Genomic DNA, 15,995 nt, shown 5'->3' with positions numbered 1-15,995 from the left:
AGGTTCACATGCTCCCAGCGCATAGCAAGCATCTCACCAGAACGCATTCCCGTCTCTATGGCCAGCACAACGAATGAATGCAAGTAATGCGCGCGTGAGGCTTTACACGCCGCCAGCAGTGCATCTTCTTCACCAGTTTCTAACCGACGTTGTCTTGGCTTACCGGGCTTAGGCATCCTGATCTGCCTCACTGGGTTGCTAACCGCCAAGCCCCACTCTTTCCGACACTGCTCAAACACTACAGACAGGAACGCCAACTCAAGGCGTACAGTATTGGCAGAAACTTCTTTCAAACGCGCGTCACGGTATTGGGCAACTACCTCGCCAGTGATCCTATCTAGATGCATTTCAGCGAGCAGCGTCTTCTTCCACTGTGCAGCCCTGTAGCGTTCTTGTGAATCACCCTTTTTAGTCGGCGTGACTTCTTCAACGTATCTCACCATCAAGGGCATCAGGCGCGGCATTGTTTGTTTTGGCGCAAACGTACCAAGGTCTAACTGAGACTCAATATTTCGAGCCCATTTAACTGCGTCGGGTTTCGTGTTGAAAGATTTAGAAATTGGGCCTTGGCCAGAACGCTGCACTCGGGCTTGCCATTTGTCACCGCGTTTACGAAAAGTCGCCATGTGTTCACCTTTAAGGACAGGTGAAGGACAAGACCATCAGCAGCAGAAAACAAAAAGCCCCTCACGGGGCTAAGTTGTTGATTTATAAGGATAAACCTTGGAGGCGCGACCCAGAGTCGAACTGGGCTAAACGGATTTGCAATCCGGTGCATAACCGCTTTGCTATCGCGCCATGTCTTTGACGAAAAAGGGAAGCGGTTGCTTCCCTTGTCGATTTGGAGCGGGAAACGAGGCTCGAACTCGCGACCTCAACCTTGGCAAGGTTGCGCTCTACCAACTGAGCTATTCCCGCAGAGCCGCTATTGTAACGCGTTTTTCATGCGAAACGCAAGCCACGTCTAAATTTTCAATGTTTGATTGCCTCACTTTTGCTGGCATCCACAGGCGTTGCAGGTGTCAACGCGGGAACCTCATCTGGCAATGGCGTGGGCAAACGCTCAAGTGCTATTTCCAACACCTTGTCTATCCATTTGACAGGTACGATTTCCAAGCCGTTCTTGACGTTCTCGGGTATTTCTTGCAAGTCTTTGATGTTCTCTTCAGGGATCAACACAGTCTTGATGCCACCACGCAATGCGGCCAAGAGTTTTTCTTTCAACCCCCCAATGGCAGTGACCTCTCCGCGCAAGGTGATCTCGCCCGTCATGGCCACATCGGCGCGCACAGGGATGCCCGTCAACGCAGACACCAAGGCCGTGGTCATCGCAGCACCGGCACTGGGGCCGTCTTTGGGTGTTGCGCCGTCTGGAACGTGGATGTGAATGTCGCGTTTTTCTAACAAGTCATCGGTGATGCCAAGCATTCGCGCGCGACTACGCACCACGGTTCGTGCAGCCTCGACGGACTCTTTCATCACGTCGCCCAAGGAGCCAGTTCGTGTGATCGTGCCCTTGCCCATCATGACCGCAGCTTCGATGGTCAGCAAATCACCCCCCACCTCTGTCCAGGCCAAGCCCACCACTTGCCCGACTTGGTTTTTCTGTTCTGCACGGCCGTAGGTGTATTTGCGAACACCTAAGAAATCTGGCAAGTTGTCAGCATCGACGCTGACTTGAGGCTTCATCTGTTTGAGCAACAGTGCCTTGACCACTTTGCGACATATTTTGGACAGCTCTCGCTCGAGCGAGCGCACACCTGCTTCGCGGGTGTAGTAGCGCACGATGTCGCGAACGGCAGATTCGTTCACCCGTAATTCTTCGTCTTTGACACCGTTATTTTTCATCTGCTTGGGCAGCAGATATTTCATGGCAATGTGCGTTTTTTCGTCTTCGGTGTAGCCAGACAGTCGAATCACTTCCATTCGGTCCAGCAGGGCTGGGGGAATGTTCATCGAATTGGAGGTGGCCACAAACATCACATCGCTCAAGTCGTAGTCGACCTCCACGTAGTGGTCACCGAACTTGTTGTTTTGTTCAGGGTCGAGCACTTCAAGCAGCGCGCTGGATGGGTCTCCTCGGAAGTCGGTACCCAGCTTGTCGATTTCATCGAGCAAGAACAAGGGGTTGCGCGTGCCGACTTTGGTCAGGCTCTGCAACACCTTGCCAGGCATGGCCCCGATGTAGGTGCGACGATGGCCCCGGATCTCGGCCTCATCGCGCATGCCACCCAACGCCATGCGCACGTATTTGCGCCCGGTGGCTTTGGCAATGGATTGGCCCAAGGAAGTTTTGCCCACACCAGGAGGCCCGACCAAACACAGGATAGGCGCTTTGACCTTATCGACGCGTTGCTGGACTGCGAGATATTCCAAGATGCGGTCTTTGACCTTATCGAGCCCGTAGTGGTCTTCGTTGAGCACGGTCTCAGCGTTGCCCAAGTCATGTTTGATTTTGGTCTTTTTGCTCCAAGGCAAGCCCACCAGGACATCGATGTAGTTGCGCACCACACTGGCTTCGGCCGACATGGGTGACATGAGCTTGAGCTTCTTGAGCTCGGCATCGGCTTTCTTGCGTGCTTCGACAGGCATGCGGGCCGCTTTGATCTTCTTCTCGATCTCTTCGATGTCTGCGCCTTCTTCGCCCTCGCCCAACTCTTTTTGAATGGCTTTGACTTGTTCGTTGAGGTAGAAGTCGCGCTGATTTTTTTCCATCTGACGTTTGACACGCCCACGGATTTTTTTATCCACGTTGAGGATATCCACCTCGCGTTCGAGTTGCTCGAACAAGTTTTCCAAGCGGTCTCGCACCAACGACAAATCCAACACCATCTGCTTGTTTTCAAGCTTGAGGGGCAAGTGGGCGGCAATGGTGTCGGCCAAACGTCCGGGGTCATCAATGCTGGCGATGGAGGTCAAGATTTCGGGAGGAATTTTCTTGTTCAATTTGACGTACTGGTCAAACTGCTGCATCACGGCGCGGCGCAGGGCCTCGACTTCGCTGTCGGTTTCAGTGGGCAACACTTCAACAGGGGTCAGGTTGGCGCTGAAATGGGATTCACCATCTTCGATCCCATTGACATGCGCTCGCTGTTGGCCTTCAACCAGAACCTTGACGGTGCCATCAGGCAGTTTGAGCATTTGCAAGATGGTCGAGACACAGCCCACCTCAAACATATCAGCCACGGAGGGCTCGTCTTTGGCGGCAGCCTTTTGTGCCACCAACATGATGCGGCGATCGCTTGACATGGCGGACTCAAGTGCTTTGATGCTCTTGGGCCGTCCAACAAACAAGGGAATCACCATGTGAGGAAACACCACCACATCGCGCAAAGGCAGCAGTGGCAGGTCGATCGGGGTAGCGGGCAGCGGGGGTTGTCCAGACATGGTCAGCCTTCCAATAAAAAGGGGACTCGCACCAGCGCAGTCCCCGAGTTGAATCTGTTAAGCCTTCTTGGCGGCCTCTCGGTACACCAACAAAGGGGGTTTGTTTTCTTCAATGGTGGCTTCTTCCACCACCACTTTTTCGACATTTGTCGTATTGGGTAACTCGTACATGGTGTCAATCAGTGATTGTTCAAGGATTGAGCGCAAACCGCGTGCCCCCGTCTTGCGGGCCAATGCCTTTTTCGCAATAGAGCGCAAAGCGCTGGGGCGAACTTCAAGTTCAGCACCTTCCATGGCAAACAACTTGCCATATTGCTTGACCAACGCGTTTTTAGGCTCGGTCAAGATTTGAACCAGCGCGTCTTCAGTCAACTCAGCCAAGGTGGCCACCACCGGCATACGGCCGACCAATTCAGGAATCAAGCCAAATTTGATGATGTCTTGAGGCTCCACCTCGCCAAACACTTCGGTGATGCTCCGGCTTTCTTTGCTCTTGACTGTTGCACCGAATCCGATGCCTGACGCTTCGGTGCGGCTCTCGATGACTTTTTCAAGCCCCGCAAACGCACCGCCACAAATGAACAAAATGTTGGTGGTGTCAATTTGCAAGAAGTCTTGGTTGGGGTGCTTGCGCCCACCTTGGGGTGGAATGCTGGCCATCGTGCCTTCGATCAACTTGAGCAAGGCTTGCTGCACACCTTCGCCCGACACATCGCGGGTGATAGAGGGGTTGTCTGATTTGCGCGAAATTTTGTCGATCTCGTCGATGTACACAATGCCGCGCTGTGCACGCTCAACATCGTAGTTACAGCTTTGCAGCAACTTTTGGATGATGTTTTCAACGTCTTCACCCACATACCCCGCCTCGGTCAGGGTGGTAGCGTCGGCCATGACAAACGGCACGTCTAGCATGCGCGCCATGGTTTGGGCCAACAAGGTCTTGCCAGAGCCTGTGGGGCCAATCAGCAAGATGTTGCTTTTGGACAGCTCAACATCTTCTTTTTTGGCGACCTCTTTGTGCTTCAAGCGCTTGTAGTGGTTGTAAACCGCCACGGCCAGGGTCCGCTTGGCTGGCTCTTGTCCAATGACATAGTTGTCAAGGTTGGCTTTGATTTCTGCTGGCGTGGGCAAGTCACCACGTGTCTCTGTCGCCAAATCGCCTGCGGGCAGTTCATCTCGGATGATCTCGTTACACAAGTCGATGCACTCATCGCAAATAAAGACCGAAGGTCCTGCGATGAGCTTTTTCACCTCGTGCTGGCTCTTACCGCAGAAAGAGCAGTAGAGGTTTTTTTCGCCAGAAGCGCCTTTTTTGTCGGCCATGAAATTGCTTTGAGAAGGAGCTAAAAATTGTTGCGTCGATGATACCCAAATCAAAAGCGGCGCTTTTGAACCCAAAGGCCCAAATAAAACGCCGCCTTCAAAAACAAACGCAGATCAAGCGCGCTTGTTGATCACTTGGTCGACCAAGCCGTAGTCTTTGGCTTCGTCAGCACTCAGGTAGTAGTCACGTTCGGTGTCCCGCTCAATTTTTTCAAGCGGTTGGCCGGTTCGTTCTGCCAAGATGCGGTTGAGTTGTTCCCGCGTTTTCAAAATTTCACGCGCGTGAATTTCTATCTCTGTGGCCTGACCCTGGGTACCGCCCAAAGGCTGGTGGATCATGACTTTCGAGTTAGGCAATGAAAAGCGCTTGCCCTTTTCACCTGCGGCCAACAAGAAAGCCCCCATGCTGGCCGCCATGCCAATGCAAAGCGTCGAGACTTGAGGCTTGACGAAATTCATGGTGTCGAAAATTGCCATACCCGCACTCACTGAGCCACCGGGCGAGTTGATGTAAAGCGAAATATCCTTGTCAGGATTTTCGCTTTCCAAAAACAACAACTGAGCCACCACCAAATTGGCAGTTTGGTCATTGACAGGGCCCACCAAAAAAATCACGCGCTCTTTGAGCAGGCGTGAATAAATGTCGTAAGACCGCTCGCCGCGGCCCGACTGCTCGATCACCATGGGGATCATTCCCAGGGCTTGTGTGTCCAGTGCGCTCATAGTGTTTCCTTGGTTGACGAAGACCGATCAGGATTGACCCATCAATTCGTCGAATGACACAGCCTTGGCTGTGACCTTGGCCTTAGACAAGATGAAGTCGGTCACGTTGTTTTCAATGACGATGGCTTCAACTTCACCCAAACGGCTCATATCGCTGTAGTACCACTTGACCACATCAGCTGGCTTTTCATAGCTCGATGCGAGCTCTTCAATGTGGGCTTTGATCTGCTCAGCCGTGGCGTGCAGTTCATGGTTGCGGACCAATTCAGCCACCACCAAGCCCATGCGCACACGCTTTTCAGCTTGTGGGCGGAACACGTCATCAGGAATTGGCGCTTTGTCGGCGTCTTTGATGCCGCGTGCTTTCAAATCAGCACGAGCACCTTCGATCATGCGATCCACTTCGGCTTGCACGCTCGACTTGGGCAAGTCCAACTCTGCCACCGTGACCAATGCATCCAATGCAGCTTGCTTGTTGCGCCCCAGCAAACGGAACTTCACTTCGCGCTCCAAGTTGTTTTTGATGTCAGCGCGCAAGCCTGCGACGCTGGCATCGGCCACACCCAATGACTTGGCCAACTCGTCGGTCACTTCAGGCATATGAGCCGCTTCAACCTTTTTCAAAGTCACCAAGAAGTCGGCTTGCTTACCCGCCACGTCTTTGCCGTGGTAATCGGCAGGAAAGTTCAACGGGAAAGTTTTGCTTTCGCCAGGCTTCATGCCGCGCACCGCGTCTTCGAATTCTTTGAGCATTTGGCCTTCGCCCAGCAAGAATTGAAAGTCTTCGGCTTTACCGCCTTGGAAGGGCTCGCCGTCGATCTTGCCTTCAAAATCAATGGTCACGCGGTCGCTGTCTTCGGCCGCACCCGTCAATCCACGCTGAGCAAAGGTGCGGCGCTGCTTGCGCAAAATTTCAATGGTTTTGTCGATGGCGGCATCGGTCACTTCAGCAGATGCTTTTTCAACGTCAATGCTGGACAAATCGCCTATCTTGACTTCGGGATAAACCTCGAAAATAGCCTCAAAAGCCATTTCACCTTCAGGTGAGCCTTCTTTTTCAGAAATACGGGGCTGACCCGCCACGCGCAACTTGGCCTCGTTGGTAGCAGCTGTAAAGGCTTGGCCCACTTTGTCGTTCATGACTTCGTAGTGGGTGGAATAGCCGTAGCGTTGTGCCACGATGTTCATGGGCACTTTGCCTGGGCGAAAGCCGTCAATCTTGACTTGACGCGCCACGCGCTTGAGGCGCACATCCACTTCTTTGGCGATGACATCAACGGGCAAGGTCAGTGTGATCTTGCGTTCCAGTTTTTCCAAAGTTTCAACGGTCACAGCCATGCGGTTTCTCCTAAATTGGCATTGTCAGCAGCGGCCCGTTTGGGGCCAGCCACCATGAATCATGTGGTGCGCGGGGCGGGACTCGAACCCGCACATCCTTGCGGACGTCAGGACCTAAACCTGGTGCGTCTACCAATTTCGCCACCCGCGCGGGTTTTTTCAAAGAACAACGGGCGGCCTTTGTGCAAGACCACCCGCTTGAAATCGGTCAACCTGTTATTTTATCTGTTTACGGTGCTGGTTTTGGTACCTCGACACGGAACCAAGCAGCATACATGGCGGGCAAGGTCAACAAAGTCAGCACTGTGGCCAATGCCAAGCCCCCCATGATGGCAACGGCCATCGGGCCCCAAAACACGCTTCGCGTCAAAGGAATCATGGCCAACACAGCGGCAGCGGCAGTCAACACAATCGGACGCAAACGCCTCACAGCGGCCTCGACAATCGCCTCCCAAGCCACGACACCTTGAGCTCGGTCTTGTTCAATTTGGTCAATCAAAATCACTGAGTTGCGCTGAATCATGCCCATGAGTGCAATGACGCCCAGCAAAGCCACGAAACCAAAGGGCCGATCGAGCGCCAGCAAAGCGGCTGCCACCCCGGCCAAACCCAATGGCCCCGTCAAAAACACCAGCACTGAACGGCTGAAACTTTGCAACTGCAGCATCAGCAACGTGAAGGTGATGAACAGCATCAGCGGCATGCCTGCAGAAATCGAACTCGATCCTTTGGCGCTTTCCTCCACCGCGCCAGCCACCTGAATTCGGTAGCCCGTGTCTTGACTGTGTGACCATTGCGCTTCGAGTTTTTGCAATTGAGGCAACAACTGTTGCGTCACGGTCGCGCCTTGCAAGCCTTCGATGATGTCGCTCTGAACGGTGATCGCATATTCGCGACCTTCACGCCACATGACCCCTGGCTCCCATGAAAAAACGGGCTTGGCAATTTCTGTCAATGCAATCATTTGGCCACTGGACGAGGGCACGTAGGCATTGGTCAAATCACTGATGGCATCACGTTCTTGCAAAGGTTGCCGCAACACGATGTCGATGAGCTTGTTGTCTTCACGGAATTGCTCCACCGTAGAACCGACCAGCAAGGTGCGAGAGGCTTGCGCCAACGATTGACTGGTCACGCCCAAGGTTCGCGCCTTGGCTTGATCAACTTCCAAGCGAATGACCTTGATCGACTCATTCCAGTTGTCGTTCACGCCACGGGTGGTGGGGTCGGCGCGCATCACCGCCTTGACCTCATCGGCATACCGGCGCAAAACAGCGGGATCAGGCCCCACAACCCTGAATTGAACCGGGTATGCCACAGGTGGACCACTGGGCAGCAGCTTCACACGGGCGCGGACCTCCGGGAACTCTTGCGCCAATATTGCAGGCAGTGCCAGTCGCAGAGATTCGCGCCGCTTCATGCTTTCAGGCACCACGATCAGTTGTGACACATTGGTTTGAGGAAACACCTGATCCAATGGCAAATAGAAACGAGGAACGCCCGAACCGATCCAGGTGCTCACGGTCTCGACACCCGCCTCTTTGAGCAAACGCTGCTCGACCGCTCGGGACACAGACTCATTGAGTTTGAAAGAGGTGCCCTCTGGAAACCACAAATCCACCAAAATTTCAGGTCGACTTGAGTCGGGGAAGAACTGTTGTTGCACGCGTCCCATGCCGACCAAGCCTAAAACAAACAGCAGCAACGTGATGCCAATGGCTTTCCAGCGGTGCACCACACACCAAGTCACCGCTTGGCGAAAGCGCGAATAAAACGGGCCATCAAACAATTCATGCGAGGCTTCATGCGGCTGGTGTGCTTTGACTTTCAGCAACCAAACGCCCAAGTAGGGCACAAAGTAAACCGACACCCACCAGCTCAACAGCAGGGCCAGGACAGTCACAGCAAAGATCGCATAGGTGTACTCACCCACGGTCGACTTGGCGGTTCCAATCGGCAAGAAGCCAGCGGCAGTGATCAGGGTTCCTGTCAACATCGGCATGGCGGTGACTTCATAGGCAAACGTCGCCGCACGCACACGGTCATAGCCCTCTTCCATTTTGCGAACCATCATTTCCACCGAAATGATGGCATCGTCCACCAACAAGCCCAAAGCAATGATCAATGAACCCAGTGAGATTTTGTGCAGGCCAATGCCCAAGTAATCCATGGCCAAGAAGGTCATGGCGAGTACCAAAGGAATGGTGATGGCCACCACCAAACCCGGACGTATGTCGACATACCAACCGAATCGCCCCCCCTTGTGCAAGCCCAAAGCCACAAAGCTCACAACCAAGACAATAAGAACCGCCTCAATCAACACGCCCACAAATTCATTCACCGACTGTTTGACGGCTTTGGGTTGGTCTTGGACCTGAACCAACCGAACGCCAACGGGCAAGGTGGTCTCAATTTTTTGCGTCGCCTCTTGGAGGGATTTGCCCAACGCAATGATGTCCCCACCTTTGGCCATCGACACCCCCAAGGCGACCACAGGCTGTCCTTGGTGGTGCACTTTCACCACGGGTGGCTCGGCGTAACCACGTGTGATGGTAGCGATGTCGCCAAGACGCAGCTGCTGACCCGAACTTCCTCGAATCGGCATGCCTCGAAGTTGGGCGACTTTTTCAAATTGGCCTTCGATGCGTACTTGCACCACGTCCAGAGGGGTTTGAACAGCGCCAGGGTTTTCCACCACGTTTTCTTGACCCAACTGCGCCAACACCGCATTGAAATCTAGCCCGAGTTGAACCAAACGCTTTTGAGGAATTTCAATGAAGATTTTTTCGTCTTGCACGCCAAACTGTTCGACCTTGGCCACATAAGGCACACGCAACAGTTGTTGTCGAACGTCGTCTGCAAAACGTTTCACTTCAGCCGGGTTGAAACCCGGTGCATCCAACGCATAGATAACGCCAAACACATCCCCAAATTCATCGTTGAAAAAAGGACCTTGAACACCCGCAGGCAAGGTGTAACGGATATCTCCAATTTTTTTACGGACGGAGTACCACACGTTGGGCACATCGGCAGCCCGCGACGAGTCTTTGATCTGGAAAATGATTTGTGACTCGCCCGGCTTGGAGTAGCTGCGAATCTTGTCGGCATAAGGCACCTCCTGCAGGGTGCGTTCCAATTTGTCGGTCACCTGCTCGGCCACTTGCTGGGCAGTGGCACCTGGCCAGTAAGTGCGCACCACCATCGCTCGAAAAGTAAAAGGTGGATCTTCGTCTTGCCCCAAATGGAAATAAGCAGCGATGCCCAGCAGCATCAAAACGACCATCAGATAGCGCGTCAGCGCTGGATGCTCCAGCGCCCATTGTGAAAGATTGAACTTGTTCATACCGACTCTCACTCACGCACCGAATACAACGAGACCTTTTGTCCAGCGGTGAGCACATGCACGCCAGAGATCACCACTTGGTCACCGTTTTTCAGGCCTGCGCTCACCACCGCCTGGTTGCCGTCTGCGGTGTGCACGTCCACCTTCTGTGATTTCACGGTCATGCTTTGGGCATCCAGCAGCCACACGCAAGTCGCCCCGCCCTCCTGGCGCAAAGCGCTGGTAGGCAAGGTCACGCGTGGCACACCAGAAGTCATGGCCATCGACGGCAGCGACACGCTGACCGTGGCCCCCAACACCACATCCGACGCATCGGGTCCCAGTGACGCCGGCAACATGGCCTTGACCACAAAGGTACGGGTGATGGGGTCAGCACTGGCAGACACATCGCGCAACTGAGCTTTCAAGGTCTTCCCACTGTTCCACAAGCGAACATCCACTGAGGCCCCCACGTTGAGCCCACGCAATTTGTCTTCCGGCACGGAGAACACCACGTCACGCGCCCCGTCAATTGCCAGGCGAACCACCGATTGACCGGCCGCCAGCACCTGGCCTGGGTTGGCTTCCACCGCAGTGATCACCCCAGCCCCGTCAGCCACCAAGCGCGTGTAGTTCGACTGGTTGCCTTGCACCGCGTTCTGTGCCTGTGCTTGTTGCCATTGGGCTTGTGCGGCTTTGAAGGCGGCTTGTCGACGCTCCAACTCGGCCGCGCTGATGAAGCCCTGCGTGAACAAATCTTGGTAACGCTTGAGGTCAGCCTCAGCCAAATCGCGGTTGGTCTGAGCCACCAAAACCTGGGCCGCTGACGCCTCCGCAGCCAAACGGTAGTCTTGGGGATCAATTTGGGCCAACTCTTGACCCACTTTGACACGCTGTCCCAATTCCACCGTGCGGTTCATCAATTTGCCGGCCACCCGAAAACCCAAACTGGTCTCAAACCGAGCCCGTATGTCGCCAGAAAACTCCAGCTCTAGCTCAGAAGCGGCGGCGCCCACCGTCATGACCTTGACAGCTCGAACAGGCTCTTGCAGGGGTTCCACCTTGTGGCAAGCCACCAGGGCTTGCAAGCACGCAGAAACCAACACAACACGGCCAACTCTCTCGAAAAAATACGCCATAAAGTACTCTAAATTTAATGACTGACTGGTTATTAATTTTAGCAAAGGCGCCTGAACTGTCAAGCGACAATCGCTCCATACCATGTCCAGCATTGACCATTACGAAAATTTCCCTGTGGCGTCTTGGCTGTGCCCGGTCCATTTACGCCCCGCTGTCACCGCCCTGTACCACTTCGCCCGCACGGCGGACGACATCGCAGATGAAGGCGACGCATCAGCTGAACACAGACTGCTTGAGCTGGCCCAATACCGTGCCGACCTCTTGACCTGCACGACAGAAGCAGCCACGCAAAGCGAACGCTGGCCGGCTTTGTTCAAGGTGTTAGGGCGTGTCATCACGCTGCATCAACTGCCCCTCCAAGCTCTGCATGATCTGTTGGATGCTTTTGAACAAGATGTGCGCTTCACCCGCTTGGGTCAAGGCTATGGCAGTCGCGCTGAACTGCTCGATTACTGCCGCCGCTCGGCCAATCCGGTGGGACGTTTGATGCTCCACTTGTATGGGGTCACAGACGCGCTCTCCCTCGCGCAAAGCGACGCCATCTGCACCGCACTGCAACTCATCAACTTTTGGCAAGACCGCCAACAAGACTTGTCGCGCGGTCGCGACTACTTGCCCCAAGGTCACACCTTGGCACAAGAGCTGACATTTGCCCGCCAACTGATGATGCAAGGCGCTGCTTTGGCCAAACGCATCCCTGGGCGCGCAGGTTGGGAGCTCCGGGCCGTGGTGCAAGGCGGTTTGTGCATCTTGGACAAACTGGATGCACAACAATTGCGCCCCCGTCTCTCTCGCCTTGACCTAGCGCGCGTGGCGTGGCGAAGCTTACGCATGTGAGCCCAACAAGCCCAGATAATGGCCCCTGACATGACACCCCAACAATACGTCCAACACAAAGCGGCTTCATCGGGCAGCAGTTTTTATTACGCCTTCTTGTTTTTGCCCGCACAACGACGCGCAGCCATCACCGCGTTCTATGCCTTTTGTCGCGAAGTCGATGACGTGGTCGATGAAGTGACTGACCCGGGTGTGGCCAACACCAAACTGGCGTGGTGGCGCAACGAGGTTCACCAATCTTTTGCAGGTCACCCCCAGCATCCTGTGACGCAAGCGTTATGGCCACTGTGCAGTGAATTTGGCATTCAAGAAGCCATGCTGCAATCGGTGATCGAGGGCTGCCAGATGGACCTCACCCAGACACGCTACCTCGACTACCCCAACCTATCCCGATACTGCCACTTGGTTGCAGGTGTCGTCGGCGAGGTGTCTGCACGCATCTTTGGTCAAACCGACCCTGCCACCACCGTCTATGCGCACACGCTCGGTCAGGCATTTCAACTCACCAACATCATCCGGGATGTGGGTGAAGATGCGATGCGAGGACGCATTTATTTGCCCGTGTCTGAGCTTCAGCAATTTGATGTCAAAGCTCACGAGGTGCTCAACCGGTTGGACTCTGAGCGCTTTCAAGCGCTGATGAAATTTCAAGCCCAACGCGCCCATGATTTGTACGACCAAGCCTTGGGTCAATTGCCGCCAACAGATTGGCGAACCCAAAAACCAGGCTTGATGATGGCCAGCATCTACCGCACCTTGTTGCGCGAGATCGAAGCACAAGGGTTTCCGGTGCTGAACCAGCGTGTGGCCCTGACGCCTGTGCGCAAACTCTGGCTGGCCTGGAAGATGCAAGCTTTAGGTCGGTTCTGAGCGACCGTGCACGAGAAACACCTTCGCATTGTGGGCGCCGGTTGGGCGGGGCTCTCTGCAGCCGTTGCAGCCACCCAAGACGGCTGGCATATCCACCTGTACGACACCGCCCATGTTGCTGGAGGGCGCGCGCGTAGCCTGGCCCAACACGCATCTGGGCACCCCCTGGACAACGGTCAGCATGTGCTGATTGGCGCCTACCGAGACACACTGAGCTTGATGCGCACGGTCGGCCTTGACCCTGAGGCGCTGCTCCAACGCATCCCCTTGAACCTGCGTTTTGCCGATGGCCAAGGCTTGGCCTTGCCCCATTTGCCTCAGCCCTGGAATGTCCTCGCGGGCATTGCACAGGCCAGGGGCTGGCACTGGCTCGACAAAATCAGCTTGTTGACGGCATGTTGGCAATGGCAACGTCAAGGCTTCACTTGCCCTGCGGCGTGGACCGTGATCCAGCTTTGCGCTCACCACAAACTCACCCATCGGGTGGTGCAACAGCTCATCGAGCCCTTGTGCTTGTCGGCCTTGAACACCTCCGTTGAGCAAGCCAGTGCCTTGGTTTTTTTACGCGTCTTGCGCGATGCGATACAAGGTGGCCCAGGCAGCGCCGACTTGCTGATACCCACCACCGACCTCAGTGCGCTGTTTCCCCATGCGTGCCTCGCTTGGCTGGCTGAGCGCGGCGCTCGCATTCACCTCGGGCAACGCATCACGGCGGCTCACCTGCAATCGCCCAAATTTCAACCGAATGCAAACCAAGTCGTTATATTGGCATGTCCGGCCTGGGAGGCGGCACGCTTGACGCAAGACACTCACCCGGCTTGGTCACGTCAAGCAAGTCTTCTGTCTCACGCAGCCATCACCACGGTCTATTTGCATTGCACCGCAGCCAACTTTCAGGGCCTGCCCCATCCTATGTTGGCCTTGCACACTCATGCCACGCAACCGGCGCAATTTGTCTTTGACCGCTCGGCACTGACGGGGCAACCCGGCTTACTGGCCTGCGTGGTCAGCGCCAGCCAAGGGGAGCGTGAAGACCTGGCCCAACGCGTGCAGCAACAAGTGACACACCAATTAGGTCTGACACACCTGCACATCATTCAGACTGTGGTTGAAAAAAGAGCGACCCTCTCTTGCACGCCAGGGCAAATCAGGCCCGAGGCCTCCATCGCCCCTTCTCTGTATGCCTGCGGCGACTACGTGCAAGGCCCCTACCCGTCCACCCTGGAAGGAGCCGTCCGCTCAGGGCAGCAAGTGGTCACACAGCTGCGTCACCTCTGACAAGGTCAACGGCTGGCTGGAGTCGTGAGGCCAATCGCGGTCATGGGTGTTGACCCAGACCGCTTGCATGCCCACTGCTCGCGCCCCCACGGCATCGGCCAAGGCGTCGTCTCCCACATGCAACACCGCCTGAGGCGGTAAACCAAGTTGTTGCGCGGCCGCCTGAAAAATGCGCGGATCGGGCTTGGCCACACCACAATCGCGCGCACTCACCGAGGCCTGAAAGTAAGGCCCGACTGGGGTGCGAAACACATCGGCATTGCCGTTGGAGACCGCCACCAGGGGGAAGCGTGCCGCCAAGCGCTCTAGGGCTTGCAACACACCATCGAACACAAACACCTGGTTGCGACCGGCAAAAAATGCCTCAAACGCAGGCTCCGCCAAATGCTCGGGCTCTCCTGCGCGACGCAAGGTCTCGCGAATCGAGGCCAGCCGTAAAAAGCTCAAATCGTGATGACGGTCAGGATGTTGCGTTTCAATGAGTCCACGAATCTCGCGTCGCAGCGCCAAATCTGCGGACAAGACGGCAGTTTGAGGGGCATGGGTGGCCAGCCAAGTGGCGAGCATGTGATCTGCATGCGCAATCGTGGGCGCGATAGGCCACAGAGTGTCGTCAAGGTCGAAAGTGATGGCTTGGATTTGGTGAAGCTCAATCATGTCTGGGCGAGAATACCGCATGCTGATCAAACCTGCTTTCACCCCCGAACCTGGCTTTACCCACGGACAAGCTCCGCGCACTGCCGTCTTGCTGTGCAACCTTGGTACGCCCGACGCCCCCACCGCCAAAGCACTGCGGACCTATTTGGCCGAGTTTTTGGGCGATCGACGGGTGGTTGAAATCCCGCGCCTGCTGTGGATGGCCATCTTGCACGGCATCATCTTGCGCATTCGCCCTGCCAAATCTGCCCTCAAATACGCCAGCATTTGGACCGCTGAGGGCTCTCCCCTCAAGGTCTGGACCCAACGGCAAGCGCAAGCCCTGCAAGAGGCGTTCAACCAACACGGCGAAGACGTGATCGTGGACTACGCCATGCGTTACGGCAGCCACAACATCCCGTCTCAACTGGATGCCCTCAAAGCTCAGGGCGCCACGCGTGTGCTGGTGTTGCCAGCTTACCCACAATACTCAGGCACCACCACGGCCAGCGTGTTCGATGCTTTCTACCGCTGGGGACTCGGCACACGCTTGTTGCCTGAGTTTCGATTCATCAACCACTACCACGATCATCCGGGATACATCGGCGCTTTGGCTGCACGCGTGCGGCAACACTGGACACAACACGGGCAAGCCGAGCGTTTGGTCATGAGTTTTCATGGCGTGCCAGAGCGCACCTTGTACCTGGGCGACCCTTACCACTGCGAGTGCTACAAAACAGCGCGCCTGCTGGCTGAGGCTTTGGGTCTGCAAAAAGACCAATACCAAGTCACATTCCAATCGCGCTTTGGCAAAGCCAAATGGCTCCAGCCCTACACCGAGCCCACCCTCATCGCCATGGCACAACAAGGTATCAAGCGGGTGGATTTGATTTGCCCCGGCTTCACCAGTGACTGCTTGGAGACATTGGAAGAAATTGCCCAAGAAGCCCAAGAGGCCTTCCACCATGCGGGGGGAGAAACCTTCCACTACATCGCCTGCCTCAACGACAGTCCACCGTGGGTTGATGGCATGCGCAGTTTGTGCCTGCAGCACATGCAAGGTTGGCCTATGCCAACACACCAGTCTCAAGATTTGGACATCAGCAGACAACAAGCCCTTGGGCTAGGCGCTGACAACTGA

At 55.4% G+C, this 15,995-nt stretch carries 12 protein-coding genes and 3 tRNA genes; 4 read left to right on the top strand and 11 right to left on the bottom strand.

The window, feature by feature from the left end:
• From ACKWJN_RS16195 to ACKWJN_RS16150, 10 genes are all read right to left on the bottom strand, one after another.
• The coding region (locus tag ACKWJN_RS16195) for a tyrosine-type recombinase/integrase (RefSeq protein ID WP_408598620.1) at positions 1–626 on the bottom strand (626 nt) is incomplete at its 3' end.
• A 98-nt stretch (positions 627–724) separates the two neighbouring features.
• Positions 725–798 (bottom strand) — tRNA-Cys (locus ACKWJN_RS16190).
• A gap of 44 nt (positions 799–842) precedes the next feature.
• A tRNA-Gly gene (locus ACKWJN_RS16185) sits at positions 843–918 on the bottom strand.
• 54 nt (positions 919–972) lie between these two features.
• Positions 973–3,387, bottom strand: coding sequence for an endopeptidase La (gene lon, locus ACKWJN_RS16180; protein ID WP_408598618.1), 2,415 nt, complete (start codon positions 3,385–3,387; stop codon positions 973–975).
• Positions 3,388–3,444: 57 nt separating this feature from the next.
• Positions 3,445–4,710 carry an ATP-dependent Clp protease ATP-binding subunit ClpX gene (clpX, locus tag ACKWJN_RS16175; protein ID WP_408598616.1) on the bottom strand — a complete coding sequence of 422 codons (1,266 nt, stop codon included), beginning with the start codon at positions 4,708–4,710 and terminating at the stop codon, positions 3,445–3,447.
• A gap of 114 nt (positions 4,711–4,824) precedes the next feature.
• Complete coding sequence (clpP, locus tag ACKWJN_RS16170; protein ID WP_100144176.1) at positions 4,825–5,433, bottom strand: ATP-dependent Clp endopeptidase proteolytic subunit ClpP; 609 nt, start codon at positions 5,431–5,433, stop codon at positions 4,825–4,827.
• Between the two features lie 27 nt (positions 5,434–5,460).
• On the bottom strand, positions 5,461–6,771 hold the full coding sequence (gene tig / locus ACKWJN_RS16165) for a trigger factor (protein ID WP_408598614.1): 1,311 nt from the start codon (positions 6,769–6,771) through the stop codon (positions 5,461–5,463).
• A gap of 64 nt (positions 6,772–6,835) precedes the next feature.
• Positions 6,836–6,922: transfer RNA gene (locus ACKWJN_RS16160), tRNA-Leu, on the bottom strand.
• Positions 6,923–7,000: 78 nt separating this feature from the next.
• Positions 7,001–10,114: an efflux RND transporter permease subunit gene (locus ACKWJN_RS16155; protein WP_408598613.1), complete on the bottom strand. Its 3,114-nt coding sequence runs from the start codon at positions 10,112–10,114 to the stop codon at positions 7,001–7,003.
• An 8-nt stretch (positions 10,115–10,122) separates the two neighbouring features.
• Positions 10,123–11,232 (bottom strand): efflux RND transporter periplasmic adaptor subunit, encoded by a 1,110-nt coding sequence (locus ACKWJN_RS16150; RefSeq protein WP_408598611.1) that lies wholly within the window; start codon positions 11,230–11,232, stop codon positions 10,123–10,125.
• Positions 11,233–11,314: 82 nt separating this feature from the next.
• On the opposite strand from ACKWJN_RS16150, the gene ACKWJN_RS16145 reads away from it, so the two are divergent.
• Genes ACKWJN_RS16145 through hpnE form a run of 3 tightly spaced genes read left to right on the top strand, consistent with a single transcriptional unit; the run spans position 11,315 to position 14,218 of the window.
• Positions 11,315–12,070: a squalene/phytoene synthase family protein gene (locus ACKWJN_RS16145; protein ID WP_408598609.1), complete on the top strand. Its 756-nt coding sequence runs from the start codon at positions 11,315–11,317 to the stop codon at positions 12,068–12,070.
• Between the two features lie 30 nt (positions 12,071–12,100).
• On the top strand, positions 12,101–12,940 hold the full coding sequence (gene hpnD, locus ACKWJN_RS16140; RefSeq protein WP_408598607.1) for a presqualene diphosphate synthase HpnD: 840 nt from the start codon (positions 12,101–12,103) through the stop codon (positions 12,938–12,940).
• Positions 12,941–12,946: 6 nt separating this feature from the next.
• Entirely contained in the window at positions 12,947–14,218 is a 1,272-nt protein-coding gene (hpnE, locus tag ACKWJN_RS16135) for a hydroxysqualene dehydroxylase HpnE (protein WP_408598606.1), read from the top strand.
• On the opposite strand, the gene ACKWJN_RS16130 is transcribed toward hpnE, so the two are convergent.
• Entirely contained in the window at positions 14,180–14,875 is a 696-nt protein-coding gene (locus ACKWJN_RS16130; RefSeq protein ID WP_408598605.1) for an HAD family hydrolase, read from the bottom strand. The genes hpnE and ACKWJN_RS16130 overlap by 39 nt on opposite strands.
• Here ACKWJN_RS16130 and hemH point away from each other — a divergent pair.
• Positions 14,874–15,995, top strand: a complete 1,122-nt coding sequence (hemH, locus tag ACKWJN_RS16125; RefSeq protein ID WP_408598604.1) for a ferrochelatase — start codon at positions 14,874–14,876, stop codon at positions 15,993–15,995. The two genes, ACKWJN_RS16130 and hemH, sit on opposite strands and share 2 nt — an antisense overlap.

The sequence above is a fragment of the Limnohabitans sp. genome, assembly GCF_046052825.1.
Lineage (GTDB): Bacteria > Pseudomonadota > Gammaproteobacteria > Burkholderiales > Burkholderiaceae_C > Limnohabitans.
The sequence above is the reverse complement of the archived record's forward strand: the minus strand, read 5'-3'. Positions and strand labels throughout refer to the sequence as shown.

Excerpts from the sequence above, each read along its gene's own strand:
- clpP (WP_100144176.1), bottom strand. The coding sequence starts at position 5,433 with ATGAGCGCACTGGACACACAAGCCCTGGGAATGATCCCCATGGTGATC.
- ACKWJN_RS16155 (WP_408598613.1), bottom strand. The coding sequence starts at position 10,114 with ATGAACAAGTTCAATCTTTCACAATGGGCGCTGGAGCATCCAGCGCTG.
- ACKWJN_RS16145 (WP_408598609.1), top strand. The coding sequence starts at position 11,315 with ATGTCCAGCATTGACCATTACGAAAATTTCCCTGTGGCGTCTTGGCTG.
- ACKWJN_RS16130 (WP_408598605.1), bottom strand. The coding sequence starts at position 14,875 with ATGATTGAGCTTCACCAAATCCAAGCCATCACTTTCGACCTTGACGAC.
- hemH (WP_408598604.1), top strand. The coding sequence starts at position 14,874 with ATGTCTGGGCGAGAATACCGCATGCTGATCAAACCTGCTTTCACCCCC.
- clpX (WP_408598616.1), bottom strand. The coding sequence starts at position 4,710 with ATGGCCGACAAAAAAGGCGCTTCTGGCGAAAAAAACCTCTACTGCTCT.
- tig (WP_408598614.1), bottom strand. The coding sequence starts at position 6,771 with ATGGCTGTGACCGTTGAAACTTTGGAAAAACTGGAACGCAAGATCACA.
- hpnD (WP_408598607.1), top strand. The coding sequence starts at position 12,101 with ATGACACCCCAACAATACGTCCAACACAAAGCGGCTTCATCGGGCAGC.
- ACKWJN_RS16150 (WP_408598611.1), bottom strand. The coding sequence starts at position 11,232 with ATGGCGTATTTTTTCGAGAGAGTTGGCCGTGTTGTGTTGGTTTCTGCG.
- lon (WP_408598618.1), bottom strand. The coding sequence starts at position 3,387 with ATGTCTGGACAACCCCCGCTGCCCGCTACCCCGATCGACCTGCCACTG.